Genomic DNA, 17952 nt, shown 5'->3' with positions numbered 1-17952 from the left:
AAATACAATATTTTTGTGTCATCATTCGAACATGAAAAGAGGTTATCTTAATCCTGAAGATTATAAAGGAACTCCCACTTGTCGGCGTTCATCAACTCAAAAGCCGATACTTCTAGTCCTCCTCCTAGATAAACCGTTTCGGCTTTAACTGCCAGGACCATCGTTATAAATAATTCGGGACTGTCCTTTTTTTGATAGATGTCTCCTAAGGCTGGCAGCAAAACATTGTCTGAAAGATTCACATTTTGGGGCGGGAGCTCCTGTAAGTCTGCTACATCACCAGATTCCATGTCTTTAAAATCAATCGGGTAGCTGTTTTTGTCCCGTCCGGGTACCATTAACAAATACTCATTGTGCTTGACGCCGTGAGAATTACTTGTAATGATTCCTTTTTTATCTACCGTTTCAACCATTTCAATTTCATTTAGTGAATACGTATCTAAGGAATCGGGCCTTGGGTTGTGAATTAATATATAATCTCCTTCTTCAGCATTTTGGTCGAGTTTGAGCGTATAAGCCTTGTGATTGAAAATAAAGCTATCAAGCTCCTTAGGTTTGTACCTTTCTACTTGTGCTGCACTGGTTAAATGCTGTGATAAATCCCTTAACTTTATAAGATGAACAGATTGCTTATACATTGGTTTTACCCCATAAACCTTATGTAACTCATTGTTGTAATAGACAAATTGTCCTTTTCTGACTTGAAACAATTTCACCAATAAAACTCCCTTCGACCATAGGTTTATAAAGCTGCGTAATCACTCGAGATCTTGCATGTAGTGGAAGTCTTTTCACATTATCTTTTATTAGCATGTCTTTTTTATGGAAAACAATGTAGGAATTGGAAAGTTTAAAAGAGGGATTCGTTGAGGCATTTCGGAAGATTTTAATAAACTCAAACAAGCCAAAAAAAGATACAGACCTTTTCTTAAAAGAAAAGGTCTGTATCTTTTTTTATATGGACATCTCTCCGCTGTCATAGTTAATTTGCCAATGGATTCCGAATTTATCTGTTACTTGACCGTAGAGCTTGCTCCAGAATGTTTCTTGTAGCTCCATTTCAACATTTCCGCCATCTTTTAATTGTTCATACCAGGATTTTAAATGATCCGTATTTTTACTAATTAACGCTAGTGTAACGTTGTTACCTACAACAAATGGTTGGCCAGGGAAGTTATCTGAAAACATGACATTGCTTCCATCGATGTTAAGACGTGCGTGCAGCACCAAATCTTTTGCCTCCTCCGGAAGCGGGTATTCTGGACTTTGTGGTGATTGAGCAAAGGTCATAATGTGAGGTGTTTCAATATTAAACACTTTTGCGTAAAATTCAACAGCTTCTCGGCAATTGCCATTAAAAACAAGATATACATCTACAGACATCTCATCACTCCTATAAATTGTATTGTATACAAATTTCATTTTATCCGTTTTAGAAAATCATAGACACTTTCTTTAGTAAATATATGGAAAGGTAAAGCGAATTAGACTTTCCAAAGAAGGACTTACTCAATTGGAAATTGGGGTTATTTGCAAATTTTGTGTCGATTTAGTGACAAAGTGGTGATTCATTTTGGACAAAGAAAAAACGTAGTAAAATAGACTAGACACAAGGTTTAAAACATATTCTACCAAATGGGTAAGAGAGGAAGTAAGGGGTAAAATTGAAATCATATAATAGATTTTTTGCACTACTAATGACTTTACTGATGATTAGTTTGGCAGGTTGTGGAAAGGAAGAAATCATAACAAATGTAGGAGAGCTAGACTTTACGCAACCATTAAAAATTCCAGAACTTGTCGAACCTACAATAGAACCAGATGGCACTAAAAATTTTACTTTAACCATGCAAACAAGAAAAACTGAATTGTTGCCAGGGAAAATGGCGGACACATTTGGAATTAATGGGACTTATTTAGGACCTACCATTAGAGTTTTGCGCGGTGACAAGGTTTCTTTTAATGTTGTTAATGACCTAGGAGAGACATCCACTTTACACTGGCACGGAATGAGATTGCCGGCTGTAATGGATGGAGGTCCGCACCAGATGATTGAAGCGGGGGAGACATGGACACCACATTGGACAATTGACCAGCCATCTGCAACTACTTGGTATCACCCACACTTACATGGGAAGACAGCACAACACGTATATAAGGGACTTGCTGGCATGTTTATCATCGATGATGAAGATTCCAAAAAGCTTCCTTCTGATTATGGAGTGGATGATATTCCACTTATTATCCAAGATAAGTTGTTTACGAGCGATGGTCAAATGAAAGAGGATGAAGAAGGAATTTTTGGTACACTTGGGGATGAAATTCTTGTAAACGGAACGTATGACCCGTATCTTGAAGTGACATCAAGCCAGGTTCGATTCCGATTGTTGAATGGTTCAAATGCAAGAGCATATCATTTTGGCTTTACCGATGGTCGTTCTTTTAAGCTTGTCGCGAATGATGTTGGGCTTCTTCAAGAGCCAGCTTCGATGGAACAAATCATGTTAAGTCCTGGGGAACGTGCAGAAATTGTGGTGGATTTCAAGCCCGGAGAGGAAACCATTCTCCGTAGTTATAGTGGGAATAATGGTATTGATAATGGGGAATTTGATTTGTTGAAGATCATTGCAGCTTCAGATTTAAAAGAATCAGCGCCAATAGATGGACAGCTTTCAACCGTTCCACCAATCGAAGTACCAAAAAATGCACTGATTCGTGAATTCAAATTAACCATGGAGAACAAAATTAACGACAAAGTAATGGATATGTACCGGGTTGATGAAGTTATTCCAGCTGGTACAACGGAGATTTGGGAAATTAATAATTTTGGTTGGTCTCATAATTTTCATATTCATAATGCAGCGTTCCGTATTTTGGACATTAACAATAAGGAACCTCAAGAGTATGAAAAAGGCAGAAAGGACACCGTATTTATTCCAAATGGTTCAAAGGTTAGGATCGTTGTAGAGTTTGGTAACTATTCTGACCCTAATGTTCCGTATATGTATCATTGTCATTTACTGCGTCATGAAGATGACGGTATGATGGGGCAATTTTTATTGGTAGAACCAGGTACAGAATCACAGGTGCCAACGACATTGCCTAAAGGCGACAATGGACATGATAATCATCATGAATAAAGAGGATTAATAACGTAAGAAAAGGGTAAGAACTTTAAATAGTTCTTACTTTTTTTCATTTAAATAAAAAAAATCACCTTACTACCGGTAGGGCAATAAAGTGACTTTCCTATATATAATTTTATTGATGAACTAGTGTTTTCTGTTCAGCTTCATCAGCTTTTGTATCCCAATTGTTTCGGATGATGTAATCAAATGCACTTAAAGACGCAGTTGCACCTGATCCCATTGAAATAATGATTTGTTTATATGGACTATTTGTACAGTCCCCTGCAGCAAACACTCCAGGAATACTCGTTGCACCACGGTTATCGACAACAATTTCACCCATTCGATTACGTTCAATTGTGTCATCAAGCCAATCCGTATTTGGTACAAGACCAATTTGAACAAACACACCCTGTAATTCAATATGATGTTCTTTTTCAGTTTCACGGTCAACATAAGAAATACCGTTTACTTTGTCAGTTCCCGTAATTTCTGTAGTTTGAGCATTCGTGATTACTGTTACATTAGGAAGACTGTGAAGGCGATCTTGAAGTACAGTGTCAGCCTTCAATTCTGAATTAAATTCAAGAACTGTCACATGCTTCACAATGCCTGCAAGGTCAATTGCAGCTTCAACACCAGAGTTACCTCCGCCAATAACGGCTACGTGCTTGCCGGCAAACAATGGACCATCACAATGTGGACAGTATGCGACACCTTTGTTTTTGAACTCAGCTTCACCTGGTACATTGACATTACGCCAACGGGCACCAGTTGAAAGGATTACGGTTTTACTCTTTAAGACAGCGCCGTTTTCCAGTTCAATTTCAACAAGGTCTTTCTTTTCAATACGTTTCGCACGCTGTAAGTTCATTACATCAACGTCATATTCTTTTACATGTTCTTCAAGGCTAGCTGCTAGCTTAGGACCTTCAGTGTACTTAACACTAATAAAGTTCTCAATGCCAAGTGTGTCCATAATCTGGCCACCAAAGCGTTCAGCAACAATACCTGTACGTATGCCTTTACGTGCTGCATATACGGCTGCACTTGCACCCGCAGGTCCGCCACCAACAACAAGAACATCAAATGGCTCTTTATCAGCAAACTCTGAAGCGTCTGGAGTACCTCCAACTTTTGATAGGATTTCCTCTAATGTCATGCGACCGCCGCCGAATGCTTCACCATTTAAGAATACGGTTGGTACTGCCATGATATCTTTGCTTTCAACTTCCTCTTTATAAGCAGCCCCGTCAATCATGGTATGTGTAATGCCAGGGTTTAGAACGCTCATTACGTTTAATGCTTGTACAACGTCAGGACAGTTATGGCAACTTAGGCTGACATATGTTTCAAAGTGGTATTCGCCTTTCAAATCTTTGATTTGGTCGATCAGCTTTTGATCGACTTTCGGCGCTCTTCCGCTAACTTGTAAGAGAGCTAACACGAATGAGGTGAACTCGTGTCCAAGAGGGATACCTGCAAAGGTTACTCCGCTATCTTGGCCAACACGATTCACACTAAAGCTTGGTGTTCTTTCTAATTGTGTATGCTCCACTTTAATTTTAGGGGACATAGCTGTCAACTCTTCAACGAGAGACAGCATGTCCTTTGAAACATTATCGGAGCCTGTGCTAACTTTTAGTAGCACATCATTTTCTAAAAGCTGAAGATATTGCGCTAATTGTTGCTTAATATCTGCATCTAGTATCATTTTGGGCACCCCTTAAATTTTACCTACTAAGTCTAGGCTTGGCTTAAGTGTTTCGCCACCTTCTTGCCATTTAGCTGGGCAAACTTCACCTGGATTGTTACGTACATATTGTGCAGCTTTAATTTTGTTAACAAGAATGCTTGCATCACGGCCAATACCGTCTGCATTAATTTCCATAGCTTGTACAACGCCGTCTGGATCAATGATGAAAGTTCCGCGTTGTGCAAGGCCAGCTTCTTCATCTAGCACGTCAAAGTTACGTGAAACTGTTTGTGAAGGGTCACCAATCATAATATACTCAATTTTGCTAATCGCATCTGAGTGGTCATGCCATGCTTTATGAGTAAAATGTGTGTCTGTTGATACAGAATATACTTCAACACCTAATTCTTTTAATGTTGCATATTGGTTTTGAAGATCCTCAAGTTCAGTTGGGCAAACGAATGTAAAATCTGCTGGGTAAAAGCAAACAACACTCCACTTTCCTTTTAGGTTTTCTTGAGAAACCTCGATAAAATCGCCAGAACCGGCATTATAAGCTTGTGCTGTGAATGGTAATACTTCTTTTCCAATAAGTGACATACTAAATTCCTCCATTGTTATAATATTTAAAAATAGATTATTAGTAGTATGGACTAAAAATCTATAATTATTACTTGTTTATACTAATTATTATATAGACATTATTATTTATGTCAACGATAAAGCATTAATTAATTATAATTAAATAGTATTTTCCTTTTTTGATAAAACATTCATTCCCAATTCTTCCTCTCATATTATCAGTTAGCGACATTGACATTGCAACAAATTTGATTCATAATATTCCTAATCATAAAACATAATTAGTCATGCACACATGTATATATAAGAGGTAAAGATAGGGAACTAGTAAATAGTCCTCAGGTAAAAGAGAGTAAAATTCATTGGCTGAAAGATTTTACGCGCCTGCAATGCTATTGAACCTGTCCCTTGAACTGTTAGGCAAAACCTAACCGTTGCCCGCGTTAAAGGTTTTCGAGTGGGTATTAGAATGAATTTCTAGTGCCAATAAAGGTGGTACCACGAGAGACAATGGTCTTTTCGTCCTTTTTATAGGGATGGAAGGGCTTTTTTTTATAACAATTTGGCGGTGAATGAAATGAAGAAAAAACGCATTGTTGTCAAAATAGGGAGTAGTTCATTAACAAATCAAAATGGTGGCCTTAGTATTGAGAAACTACGCGAGCACGTTGATGCGATTGCACGATTAAAGAAGCTTGGGCATGAAGTCATTCTCATTTCATCAGGTGCTGTTGCAGCCGGGTTTATGGATCTTGGATATTCTTCTCGACCTAAAACCGTGGCAGGGAAGCAAGCAGCTGCAGCTGTTGGACAGGGTTTACTTTTAAAAGGGTATACCGAAGAATTTAAAAAACATGGGATTGTTGCTGCACAATTGTTGTTAACCAGGCAGAATTTCTTATATAAAGACCAATATAACAATGCTTATGCAACCTTATCGGAACTGCTAAAACGAAATGTTGTACCTATTATCAATGAGAATGATTCGGTCTCACTAGAAGAATTAAATTTCGGGGATAATGACATGTTATCAGCGCTAGTAAGTGGTCTCGTACATGCAAACTTTTTGATCATCATTACCGATGTCAATGGCATCTACGATCAAAACCCACGAACACATCCAGAAGCAAAAAGGTACAATTTCCTCGAAACCATTCATGATGAACTATTAAGTGGTGCCACCGAAACAGGTTCTAAGGTAGGCACAGGGGGAATGAAATCAAAAATTGAGGCAGCACGTACTGCGTTAGGTCTCGGGGTTAAAGTGTTTATTGGCTCTGGTTCTGGTGAGGAAAAATTTGTTGATATCCTTGCAGGAAAAGGGGATGGAACATATATTGGGAACTCCTCACTTACTAGTATGAATACATCAAAGCAGTGGCTAGCGTTACATTCAATTCCTAATGGAAAAATTGAAGTTGATCAGGGCGCAGCAACGGCTATTCTAAGACATGGTAAAAGTCTTCTTCCTGCAGGAGTGACAAATATTATTGGCAATTTTAGAATCAATGACGTTGTTGAGGTTGTGAACGTAAAGGGAGATATTATCGGAAAAGGAAAAGTTAATTTTTCTTCCGATCAATTAATCGAAATAAAAGGATTATCCAGCACCAAAGCAATGGTTAAGGTAAACAGTGATCAAGGTGTTGTCATTCATAGGGACAATTGGGTAAGTCAAAAAGGGAGGAGAGTTAAATATGAGTGAGTTAATTGAAAAGGCGAAAAAGGCAAAAAAAGCAGCTTCGGTTCTAGCAAAAGCGTCCACAGAACAAAAAAACAAGGCACTTTCTGCAATTTCTGAGCAACTCATAAAGGAACAAGCGTTTATTTTACAAGAAAATCTTAAAGATTTACAGGCTGGAAAAGAAAATGGGATGAGTGAGTCATTACTAGACCGCTTAACGCTAAATAAACAGCGAATTCAAGATATGGCAGACGCTCTTATTCTTTTGACAGAGCTTGAAGACCCAATTGGACAATTATTAGAAGAATGGGAGCGTCCAAATGGTCTTAAAATTGCACAGGTTCGAGTTCCTCTTGGGGTAATTGGAATGATCTATGAGGCAAGACCAAATGTAACAGTAGATGCATCAAGTCTTTGCTTAAAGACAGGAAATGCCGTAGTGCTTCGAGGCAGCTCCACAGCGATCCATTCTAACAAAGCAATCGTAAAGGTAATCCAGCATGCGCTTGAAGGAAGTAATCTACCAATTGAGGCCGTACAATTATTAGAAGATACTCGACGAGAGACAGCATCAGAAATGTTCAAACTAAATGAATATCTTGATGTTTTAATTCCGCGAGGTGGCGCAAAGTTGATTCAAACGGTTGTCCAAAACTCAACCGTTCCAGTACTAGAAACTGGTGCAGGAAATTGTCATGTGTTTATTGATGAAACAGCTGACGCTAAGATGGCTATAGACATTGCGATTAATGCAAAAACGCAAAGACCATCTGTATGTAATGCGATTGAAAATGTTCTTGTACAAAAGGATTGGGCGTCTAACCACTTAGAGGAGTTAATAACGGCTTTACAGGAGCATGATGTTCAAATTCATGGTGATGAAGTAGTCCAACAAATAGGGAAAGATATTATTCCTGCTCGTACGGAAGACTGGGGTACGGAATTTTTAGGGCTAGAGGTTGCCGTAAAAGTAGTTGAGAATGTAGGAGACGCCATTGCCCATATTAATCAATATGGAACAAAGCATTCAGAAGCGATTATTTCTGAATCAGTTGAAAATGTGGAGCAATTTTTCACAGAAGTGGATGCAGCGGCTGTTTACCATAATGCATCAACCAGATTTACAGATGGATTTGAATTTGGATTTGGCGCTGAAATCGGAATTAGTACGCAAAAACTCCATGCACGTGGACCAATGGGGTTACCGGCTCTTACTTCTACCAAATATACAATTCGAGGAAATGGACAAATAAGGTAAGTTGAATACAAAAAGCGGGGGATGTATCCAAGATATTTTGGAACATCCCCTTTTCATTTTTAAAGTTTACACATCTGTTTACACGTATACAAACTGTAAACAAAGTGTGCGCAATTCCGTTTACATGTTTACAAACTTGTATACATCCGGGAATACCGCCATGTGTACGGATTTGTACACAAAGATAACAAAAATGTTTACAAATAACGACATGTTTACAAGGTGTTTACAGGTTTACAGTTATGTTTCTTTTCGTCCAGAGTTATTGAGGAATCTAGCAATCTCTTATACCCTTTTATTAAGGCATACATAGCAATAAAAAAATCTACTAAAAGGGATGATGTTTGAATGTCTATGTCTAGAATTGCAGCAGTTGATGTTGGAAATGACTCTATAAAGGCGATCTTCGGAGAGCTAGATTACGAATTAAATATACCTAATATAATCGCTAGAGACACGGAGGATCGTCCAATAATTGGAATAGAAGAATTAAATAGTAAGGACCCACTGGAAGGAATACATATTAAGGTCCACTCCCCTGCTTTAAAGGAAAATAACGTGATTTATCGTGTTGGCCATTTGGCGACAAAAAGTGGCAGTGCTTCAGAATTGGACCCAGGGAGCAGCAAATCAGAAGAAGATCAAACATTGATTATGCTTTTTGCAACTTTGGCATTGGATGCGGTAAGTGAAGAAAACACGGCTTCTTTTCCACGTTCAAAAAATGTGATTGATGCGAATTACACGTTGGGAACAGGATTACCGCTTCGAGAAGTAAAGGAAGGAAAGGATGCTGGATACCGATCAAAGTTAACTGGTTCCGTTCATCAGGTGGAATTTCTTGTAACACCAAGATACCAAGGGCTAAAGGTAAATATTAAATTTAATGAAGTTAAAATTTATCCTGAAGGCTTTGCCGCTTATATTAATCTGGTAATGGATAATAATTTGAAGGTAATCAATAAGGATTTAATTGATAAACGAATTTTAATCCAAGATATTGGCGGACTCTCAACAGATATTGCGGTTATTCGAAACCGAACGGTCGATGATGATAAGGCTCAAGGCTTTAATCTTGGGGTATCTGAATCATTGGAAGCCATTAGAGAAGAAATCCGCTCCAAGCACGGAATAGAATTAGATAGTCGCCGAGATGTAGTTGAAATTATCACAAGAAAAAATAACCGTAATCATATTATGGTAAAGGGGAGCAGGACAAGTGTTCATGACATAACAGATCGAATTCTGCTCGAATTAGCGAAAAAGCAATATCGGTTACTCCGCAATGTATGGTTAAAAAACTCGCAAACGGAAATTTGCTATTTTGTTGGTGGTGGGTCCATTGTATTAAAGGATTATATCAAAACGTTAAATAATAATCTGGATGGCTATAATATTGAATTCTTTGAAGATGAAAAAGAGAGCATTTGGATGATGGCGAACGCTTATTATAAGCTTATAACGGATTATGTAAGGAAGAATGAGAAGCAAAAGGTATCACAAGAGCCGGTGAAAGAGCCAGTAAAGAAATAGAATAAGGTGATTCTATGAAAAAGTCTACCTCAACCGAGGTGAAAAGGGGCCAAGCGATATCATTTCGCGTACCATCCGATACACCTGATCATTTATTAAAGCATCTACAAAAATTAAAGGAAACCGAGCGAAGGAATTTTTCAAGTAAAATTGCCGAATTCGTCATGCAGGGTGTTGGCCAGTCCTACTCAAAGGAGAGAGAAGTCATTACGGTTCCACTCCCTCAGACTTTAAGTAAATCACAGCGGAACTGGCTAAAGCATGAGCACTCCGAGGCCTTACTTGGAAGTATCATTTATCATCTCTTATCAGATCCAGTTCGTGCAACTGCGCTACTTGCTTCGTTAAATAGCAATTCCTTGGATCTGGACGAGGCTTTGTACCTCCAAGAGGAAGTTGCGACTAATGAGATGCAAATTGCAGCTTCACAGGAGGAGGATGAAACTACCTCTATTAATGATAGTGATACGAATGATAGTGATACGTTCGAGGATGAATTAAATCAATTTAACTGGGAAACAGCAAAGCAAGATAACTCAATTGAAGAAGAAAAGGATGAGGATGTATCCGATTTAGATAGCCTATTAGGGGATTTCCTTTCTGCGATGAATAAGTAAAAAAAGGGGCAGTTCTTCGTTACTTTAAGGTAACGTGGGACTGTCCCCTTTTAAAATGACTTCGGGAAAGGTATCATAAGGAAAAAGCAGGTTAGAGATAAGGATGGAGATTATGGGAACGGAATTGAGTATAAAGGTAAAATCAAATCTTGTGAATAAGTATAGGGGAGGATATCCTCTGATTACAAAGCAAGTAATGAATAACATCGGTTCTTTAGAAGAAGGAGTACTTATTAACCTTGTTGATGAACATGATGCATTTATAGGTAAGGGCTATTACGGTAAGCAAAATAAAGGGTATGGTTGGGTGCTTACGAGGAACAAGGATGAAAAGATTGACCAATCATTTTTTGAAAGGAAGCTTAAATCAGCCCTAGATAAAAGAAGGTCTTTTTTTCAAGATAAGGAAACGAACGCCTTTCGAGTATTTAATGGAGAAGGGGACGGAATCGGTGGCTTCACCATTGACTATTTTGACGGTTATTACTTAATTAATTGGTATAGCAAAGGAATTTATAGATATTTCGACCATGTGCTTACATCACTAAAAAATCTTGTTCAGTATAAAGCGATTTACCAGAAAAAAAGGTTTCGTGCAGATGGGAAATTTGTTGAAGAAGACGGGTTTGTGGCAGGTGAAAGAGGCCAATTTCCGATTCTTGTAAAAGAGAACGGGGTTCATTTTGCTGTTTATTTTAATGAGGAAGCGATGGTTGGGGTATTTCTCGACCAGCGGGATGTAAGAAGAACCATTCGTGATAAATATGCAAAAGGGAAAACCGTATTAAATACCTTTTCTTATACCGGGGCATTTTCTGTTTTTGCGGCATTGGGTGGGGCTGCAAAGACAACCAGTGTTGATCTGGCTAATCGTAGTTTACCAAAGACGATTGAGCAGTTTAGTGTAAATGGCATTGATTATGAAGCCCATGATATTATCGTGGAAGATGTTTTCCATTATTTTAAATATGCGGGTAAAAAAGGTTTGAAATTTGATATGGTAATCCTGGATCCCCCAAGCTTTGCGAGGTCAAAGAAGTTTACCTTTAGTGCCGAAAAAGATTATAAGAATCTCTTGAAGGAAGCAATTGCGATAACGGAGAAGAATGGGGTCATTGTCGCTTCAACAAATAGTGCGTCATTTGATATGAAAAAATTTAAAGGTTTTATTGATACGGCATTTAAGGAAAGTAACAGCAAATATAAAATGGTCGAAGAATTTTCATTACCTCGGGATTTCCAAACAATTAGGGAGTTTAAAGAAGGAAATTATCTTAAGGTTGTGTTTATCGAAAAGATTAATGGTTAGATGAAGCAATCTGGTTCCGGGAAATTAAAGATATTTTGAAAAAAGGGATGGTTATTTTGCTTTGATGCAGAATAGCCATCCCCATTTTGTTTTATTAACTTGGCATTTGAATATCGATCAGTAAAAGTTCTTCATCACTATTTATTGCTTCCTTCAAAACTTGGTCGAACTCATTCAAATGAGTCGGTCTAACTCCCTTTACCCCAAAGCTTTCGGCAAGTTTCAGAAAGTCGGGGTTTCCAAAGTTGGCTCCGAAGCTGTGATAAAATTTTTCCTCCATCATTTGTTCCTCTAATTTTAACGTCAAATTATTTAACACAATCACAATAATCGATAACCCTAATCGATTGGCAGTCTCTAACTCTGAAATATTCATTAAAGCTCCTCCATCTCCAGTAATACAAATAACGGGAGCATCTGGGCATGCTAGTTTGGCACCAATGGAGCCAGGTAAGGCAATCCCCATTGAGGCTAAGCCATTTGAGATAATAAGTCGACCAGCTTGTTTTGGTGGATAGGTGCGGGCGATAGCTAGCTTATGGGCCCCAACATCAGAGACCACAATGGTCTTTTCTGTTGAATGAGATTCGATAACGGTAAGAATATTCTCGATTGATAGAGCTTGTTTTCCTTTTACATCTTGATTGATTTGATACATGGTTTCCATTCGTTCTTTTAGATTCCCAGTGGGTACCCATTGTTTTGATGGAAGTTCCAGTTGAGTTAGTGCCTGTAATGTCTCATTTAAATCTCCAATTAATTCTGCTTTTACAGGGTAGTATTCATCCGTTTCGGCCGGGAGTGGGTCGAGATGCAAAATGGGACATTTCCTTTTATTCCAATCCATAGGCGGTTTCTCAATTACATCATACCCAATGACAATAAGTAAGTCCGATTCATCTATTAAAGGTAAAGCTTCATCCTTCTTCATTAACCCAAACGTGAAATAATTAAGTGGGTGGTCTTTGGGCAAAATTCCTTTTGCCATAAAACTGTGAATAACAGGTGATTGAAGTTGTTTAACAAATGTATGGAGCTCTGCCACAGCGTCTTGTCTTACTACCCCGTTTCCTACGATTATAACCGGCTTTTGGCTCTGTTCTATTAAAATCCGTGCGGCTTCCATTGCTTCCACAGTTGGTTTACTTTTTGGGATAGGTATAAACGGTAATGGCTGGGAAGCAGTCTTTTCTGGTGCTAGATTTTCTGGCAATTCAATTAAGACGGCGCCTGGCTTTTCCATTTGAGCTTCCCTAAAACCCCTGCGGATTATTTTAGGTATGGTTTTTGAATCCTTAATTTGAACGCTCCATTTTGTGGCAGGTTCAAACATTTCCACGATATCAAGATATTGGTGGGACTCCTTATGTTGTCTTTCAAAGCCTGCTTGTCCCGTAATCGCAACAACCGGTGAATGGTCAAGAGTAGCACTTGCTATTCCAGTTATCAAATTGGTAGCACCTGGTCCTAGTGTCGCCAGGCAAACACCAACCTTTTTGGATAATCTTCCATAAACGTCGGCCATAAAAGCGGCTCCTTGTTCATGACGTACATTGATATACGTAATTTGTTTTGATTTTGACAACGAATCCATGAGATCAAGCGTTTCTTTTCCCATGATGCCAAACACATACTCAACACCCTCATTTTCCAAGCAATCTATAAGTAGATCAGTTGCCTTCATTGAAATCATCCTTTCGACCTTCGTTTTCCTTATCTTTCTCCTAGAATCAATTAAAAAACAATTTTTCTTCATCTTCTTTGAATGATTTCCATGTTTAATTGTAAAATGGGGATAGGCAGTAAATAGTTGGAAGATGGAGGCGGTTTGAGTGGATTTTATCGTGAATAAGGAATGGCTTGTTGAACAACTACAAAACAATGATGTAAAAATAGTCGATTGCCGGTTTGCATTAGGAAATCCAACCCAAGGGGAACAGCTTTATCAGGAAAGTCATATTCCAGGGGCCTTTTATTTTGATTTAGAACAGCAGATGTCCGCGCCTGTATCAGTGCATGGGGGAAGACATCCACTTCCAGATATGGAGCAGTTTAAGCATGAAATTGAGAAGGCAGGAATCGACCATTCAAAAATAGTCGTTGCCTACGATGGTGGCGAGGGGCAGTTTGCATCTCGCTTTTGGTGGCTGCTAACCTATCTTGGTCATAACAAAGTATATGTGTTAAACGAAGGTTTTAAGGGCTGGGTTGAAGCGGAATACCCGATGACGAAGGAGGTACCGAAAGGAGAACCTGCTTCATTTGAAGTTCGTATCCGCGAAGACATGCTGGCTTCTTATGAGGAAGTAAAGGAAATTGTTAACCAGAAGAAAAAGTCTCCCGTTTTAATAGATTCTAGGGATGAAAGTCGCTACTTAGGGGAGGTTGAACCGATAGACCGAATTGCGGGGCATATTCCAGGGGCGATTAATAAGTGCTGGGTAGAAGGTATGGAGCAAGGTATCTTTAAAAATAGCAACGAACAGAAAAAGAGATTTGCAGACCTTAACAAGGAAGATGAGATCATCGTTTATTGCGGCTCGGGTGTAACAGCGACACCGAATTTTATTGCCTTAAAAATGGCAGGATTTAAACATGTAAGATTATATGCAGGAAGCTATAGTGATTGGGTTTCCTATGAGGAGAATCCAGTAGCAAAAGGGAAAGAGGGTTAATATTTTGGCAAGGGGAGTAGTGGACATGCGTGTATCATATGATGAATTGAAAAGTGAATTGAAAAGGGTGCTTTTAAATAGAAGTTTTAAAGAGGAGATGGCAGAGACGGCTGCATCCATTATCGCTGATAATAGCCGTGATGGCGTCTATTCACATGGGTTGAACAGGTTTCCCTCTATTGTGCAGGCGATAGACGAAGGTGCGATTAAACCAAATATGCGTCCTGAAAAACGAAATGGGATTGGCGCGCTTGAGCAATGGGATGGGCAACTGGGCTTTGGTCCAATCAATGCAACAATCGCAATGGAAAGAGCGGTTGAACTAGCTGGGGAATTTGGCATTGGTTGTGTTGCCTTGAGCAACACAAACCATTGGCTTCGGGGCGGTACATATGGATTGAAGGCAGCTAATGCAGGCTGTATTGGTATTTGTATGACGAACACTTTTCCTAATATGCCACCTTGGGGTGGAACTGAAAAGCGAATTGGAAATAATCCGTTGATTATATCCATCCCACAAAAAAATGGCGAACATGTTTTATTAGACATGGCACAGTCCCTATTCTCATACGGGAAGCTGCAAACCTATTCGTTAGCAGGAGAGAAACTACCTTTTGCTGGAGGATATGATACAGCAGGTACTCTTACGAATGATCCAGACGCTATTTTGAACGGTGGCGAGATTCTTCCAGCTGGTTTTTGGAAAGGCTCAGGGCTTTCAATAGCGATTGATATGGTGGTTTCAGCATTGACCGTTGGGCGCTCTACATTTGATATGAGAATGGATAAAAGGGATGAAGGCATTTCACAAGTATTTATTGCAATAAACCCAATCGCCTATGCGGGTGAAAATTACGCTGATGCTTATATTAAGAATATGTCTGAGTATATAAAAACTTCAGCAAAAATGGACGGTGTTACGGATATACTTTACCCGGGTGAAAGAACGGCAAAAGAGCGCGAGAAGAATCTTGAAGAGGGAATTCCAGTCAATGAAAAAATCTGGGAAACTGTGAAAAAGTTATAAGAAGAGTAGGGGCTTTCCATATGGAGAGCTCTTATTGTGTTATTGAAAAAAATTTGAAAGTGGAAATTTGCTCCCGATTTCAATGAAAAAAAACGGTCTAACATGATGACGCTTCCACCATTCATAAAGTATAATTCAAATAATAAAAGATTATTGGGCGGGTGAATGGTAGGGTGAAAAAAATAACAGTAGAAGACTTAGTTCGCAAGTTTTCATTAAAGGTATTGGCCGGTGAAAGTAAGCTGAAAAATCCGATCAGCCAATCACGTGTGCATCGTCCAGGGCTAGAGTTCGTTGGCCACTTCGACTTTTTTCCAACAGAGAGGGTTCAAATTTTAGGAAAAAAAGAAGTAACGTATTTACATAAACTCACAAAAGAAGAACGTAGAATCCGGATTGGGAATGTTGTTCAGTATCATCCTCCTTGTTTTATCGTTACATGTGGGGAAGAAGGACTTACTTATTTAAAAAAGCATTGTGTTGAGCAAGGGATTCCATTGTTAGTTACGAAAGAACCTGAAATTACTTCAGACTTTATCGTAAGATTGGATGCCTTTTTGATTAAGGAATTAGCGGAAGAAATTGCTGTACATGGGGTTTGCATGAATGTATCTGGGATTGGTATTCTGATTCGTGGAAATTCAGGGGTTGGAAAAAGTGAGACAGCCCATACGCTAATTCGGAGAGGACACCGACTCGTAGCCGATGATATCGTTGTTTTGAAAAAGCTAAGCCCACAAACCATTCTGGGGACACATGATGAAAAGACAAAAGAATTTCTGGCTCTCCGCAGTATCGGATTATTAAATGTGGTTCGCATGTACGGACGTAAGGCTTTCCAAGATGAAACACGGATTTCTCTAGATATTCATTTAACGAAATGGGAAAAAGATGGCTTGTATAATGATTTGGATCAGGAAATTAACACAATGGAATATATGGGTGTTAAGATTCCTTCGATTGAAATCCAGCTCCAGCCTGGACGTGATGTAGCTGGTCTTATTGAGGCAGCGGCGAATAACTGGTATTTAAGGCAGCAAGGCTATAATGCGGCAGAGGAATTCATGAGTAGAATTGAAGCCGACATTAGCCAAGAATAAGTAGTACTTCACACTATTCCAAGAGATAAAATGCCAGATCCCTTATCACTAGCGTTATATGAAAGGGAAAGGGACCTGGCATTTTATATAAGTTACTTTCTTAATGAGGACAAGAAAACATGTTGTGCTGCATTTACCCCAGCACCAGGCTCAAATCGATAGCCAAAGTCTTGTAAACCTGCCTCCATTAGGGAGACGGCTTGAAGGATATCGCTTGGGAAACAGTAGCCCATATGGCCAAATCTGAAAATTTTACCTTGTAGATGGCCAAGACCACCTGCAAAGTCAAGATGATACTTCTTCTTTAAGTGTCCTAAATAGGCTGGAAGATCCAAACCTTCAGGGGCGTGGATTGCAGTGATAGTTGGTGACGCATATTGATCATTCGTTAATAATCCAATTGATAAGGCCTTCATAGATTCCCGAACCATTTTTTTCATGACTTCATGTCGTTCAACTGTTTTAGAAAATCCGCCTTCCTCTTCAATTAAATCGCACACCGCGGAAAGCCCCATAATGAGCGAAATAGCTGGTGTATTAGGTGTCATTCCTTTTGATGCCCACTCACGATAGCTTAATAGGTTTAGATAATAGGCAGTAGTAGGATTAGCCTCTATCACTTTCCAAGCACGGTCACTTACGGCTAAAAGTGCAAGTCCCGGAGGAAGCATCATTGCTTTTTGTGAACCTGTTACTAAAATATCAATACCCCATTCGTCCATTTCAGCAGGGGCGCCGCCAATACAGCTCACACCATCGACGATAAAGAGAGCATCTGAATGATTGCGAACGACTTCTGCTAATTCACTAATTGGATTTAATATACCTGTAGACGTTTCGTTATAAGTAGCAAAAACGGCTTTAACAGTAGATAGCGGTTTCAAAAAGTCAACCAGATCTTCCTTGGTACAAGCTTCACCCCAACTTTTTGCAAGTTTATGTACCTTTAAGCCATATTTTTCGCAGATTGAAACGAAATAATCACCAAATGCGCCTACTGTAATGACAACTACTTCGTCTCCTGGGGAAACCGTATTTACAACAGCTGCTTCTAATGCTGCAGTTCCCCCTGAAGGAAGAAGTAAAATATCTTGTTTCGTCCCGAAAACGGCTTTGACACGTTCCGTAGTGTCTCGGTATAGCTTGACAAATTCTTCAGTGCGATGGCTGATCATATTCTGAGCCATTGCTAGTTCCACTTTTTTAGGAATTGGAGTAGGTCCAGGATGTCTAAGGATATTAGGATACATTATTAGTTCCCCCATTTCGCAATTTTCATAAGATTGGTATATCTAGAATTGATTATATCTTATTTTAATATATTTTTCAGGTGAAATTCCGCT

The 17952-nt window shown here is 39.0% G+C and carries 15 protein-coding genes; 9 read left to right on the top strand and 6 right to left on the bottom strand.

The genetic code is table 11. The features are described from left to right. Positions 1 to 47: 47 nt before the first annotated feature. Both RGU12_RS23210 and RGU12_RS23205 read right to left on the bottom strand, forming a co-directional pair. Entirely contained in the window at positions 48 to 716 is a 669-nt protein-coding gene (locus RGU12_RS23210) for a hypothetical protein (RefSeq protein ID WP_309538172.1), read from the bottom strand. Positions 717 to 954: 238 nt separating this feature from the next. After that, positions 955 to 1383: a VOC family protein gene (locus RGU12_RS23205; protein WP_309538171.1), complete on the bottom strand. Its 429-nt coding sequence runs from the start codon at positions 1381 to 1383 to the stop codon at positions 955 to 957. 281 nt (positions 1384 to 1664) lie between these two features. Here RGU12_RS23205 and RGU12_RS23200 point away from each other — a divergent pair, with 281 nt between their 5' ends. Beyond that, positions 1665 to 3140 (top strand): multicopper oxidase family protein, encoded by a 1476-nt coding sequence (locus tag RGU12_RS23200; RefSeq protein ID WP_309538170.1) that lies wholly within the window; start codon positions 1665 to 1667, stop codon positions 3138 to 3140. Positions 3141 to 3261: 121 nt separating this feature from the next. Here RGU12_RS23200 and ahpF read toward each other — a convergent pair whose 3' ends face one another. Together ahpF and ahpC are read right to left on the bottom strand one after the other, a co-directional pair. Continuing rightward, on the bottom strand, positions 3262 to 4842 hold the full coding sequence (ahpF, locus tag RGU12_RS23195) for an alkyl hydroperoxide reductase subunit F (protein ID WP_309538169.1): 1581 nt from the start codon (positions 4840 to 4842) through the stop codon (positions 3262 to 3264). A gap of 12 nt (positions 4843 to 4854) precedes the next feature. Further along, complete coding sequence (gene ahpC / locus RGU12_RS23190; RefSeq protein WP_309538168.1) at positions 4855 to 5424, bottom strand: alkyl hydroperoxide reductase subunit C; 570 nt, start codon at positions 5422 to 5424, stop codon at positions 4855 to 4857. A 559-nt stretch (positions 5425 to 5983) separates the two neighbouring features. Here ahpC and proB point away from each other — a divergent pair. The 5 genes from proB to RGU12_RS23165 all read left to right on the top strand — a co-directional run bounded on the left by proB (position 5984) and on the right by RGU12_RS23165 (position 11807). Continuing rightward, a complete protein-coding gene (gene proB / locus RGU12_RS23185; RefSeq protein ID WP_309538167.1) occupies positions 5984 to 7111 on the top strand; it encodes a glutamate 5-kinase in 1128 nt (375 codons plus the stop codon). Beyond that, the gene (locus RGU12_RS23180) at positions 7104 to 8348 is read left to right on the top strand and encodes a glutamate-5-semialdehyde dehydrogenase (protein ID WP_309538166.1); all 1245 of its coding nucleotides are present in this window, start codon (positions 7104 to 7106) and stop codon (positions 8346 to 8348) included. Before proB ends, RGU12_RS23180 begins: the two co-directional genes overlap by 8 nt. Positions 8349 to 8696: 348 nt before the next feature. Then, positions 8697 to 9881 carry an Alp7A family actin-like protein gene (locus RGU12_RS23175; RefSeq protein ID WP_309538165.1) on the top strand — a complete coding sequence of 395 codons (1185 nt, stop codon included), beginning with the start codon at positions 8697 to 8699 and terminating at the stop codon, positions 9879 to 9881. A gap of 14 nt (positions 9882 to 9895) precedes the next feature. Then, positions 9896 to 10498 carry a hypothetical protein gene (locus RGU12_RS23170; protein WP_309538164.1) on the top strand — a complete coding sequence of 201 codons (603 nt, stop codon included), beginning with the start codon at positions 9896 to 9898 and terminating at the stop codon, positions 10496 to 10498. A gap of 112 nt (positions 10499 to 10610) precedes the next feature. Then, positions 10611 to 11807, top strand: coding sequence for a class I SAM-dependent rRNA methyltransferase (locus RGU12_RS23165; protein ID WP_309538163.1), 1197 nt, complete (start codon positions 10611 to 10613; stop codon positions 11805 to 11807). 94 nt (positions 11808 to 11901) lie between these two features. On the opposite strand, the gene RGU12_RS23160 is transcribed toward RGU12_RS23165, so the two are convergent. Further along, complete coding sequence (locus tag RGU12_RS23160; RefSeq protein ID WP_309538162.1) at positions 11902 to 13491, bottom strand: acetolactate synthase large subunit; 1590 nt, start codon at positions 13489 to 13491, stop codon at positions 11902 to 11904. Positions 13492 to 13639: 148 nt separating this feature from the next. Between RGU12_RS23160 and RGU12_RS23155 the strand changes: the two genes are divergently transcribed. The 3 genes from RGU12_RS23155 (at position 13640) to hprK (ending at position 16609) form a co-directional block, all read left to right on the top strand. Continuing rightward, complete coding sequence (locus RGU12_RS23155) at positions 13640 to 14482, top strand: sulfurtransferase (RefSeq protein WP_309538161.1); 843 nt, start codon at positions 13640 to 13642, stop codon at positions 14480 to 14482. Positions 14483 to 14507: 25 nt separating this feature from the next. Beyond that, positions 14508 to 15509, top strand: a complete 1002-nt coding sequence (gene yiaK, locus RGU12_RS23150) for a 3-dehydro-L-gulonate 2-dehydrogenase (RefSeq protein ID WP_309538160.1) — start codon at positions 14508 to 14510, stop codon at positions 15507 to 15509. Positions 15510 to 15682: 173 nt separating this feature from the next. Then, positions 15683 to 16609: an HPr(Ser) kinase/phosphatase gene (gene hprK / locus RGU12_RS23145; RefSeq protein ID WP_309538158.1), complete on the top strand. Its 927-nt coding sequence runs from the start codon at positions 15683 to 15685 to the stop codon at positions 16607 to 16609. Positions 16610 to 16701: 92 nt separating this feature from the next. Here hprK and RGU12_RS23140 read toward each other — a convergent pair whose 3' ends face one another. After that, positions 16702 to 17859, bottom strand: a complete 1158-nt coding sequence (locus RGU12_RS23140; protein ID WP_309538157.1) for a pyridoxal-phosphate-dependent aminotransferase family protein — start codon at positions 17857 to 17859, stop codon at positions 16702 to 16704. Between the last annotated feature and the right edge of the window lie 93 nt (positions 17860 to 17952).

Source organism: Ferdinandcohnia sp. QZ13 (genome assembly GCF_031324165.1).
GTDB lineage: Bacteria > Bacillota > Bacilli > Bacillales > Bacillaceae_L > Ferdinandcohnia.
Note: the sequence above shows the minus strand (reverse complement) of the source record. Positions and strands in the feature narration are given on the sequence as shown.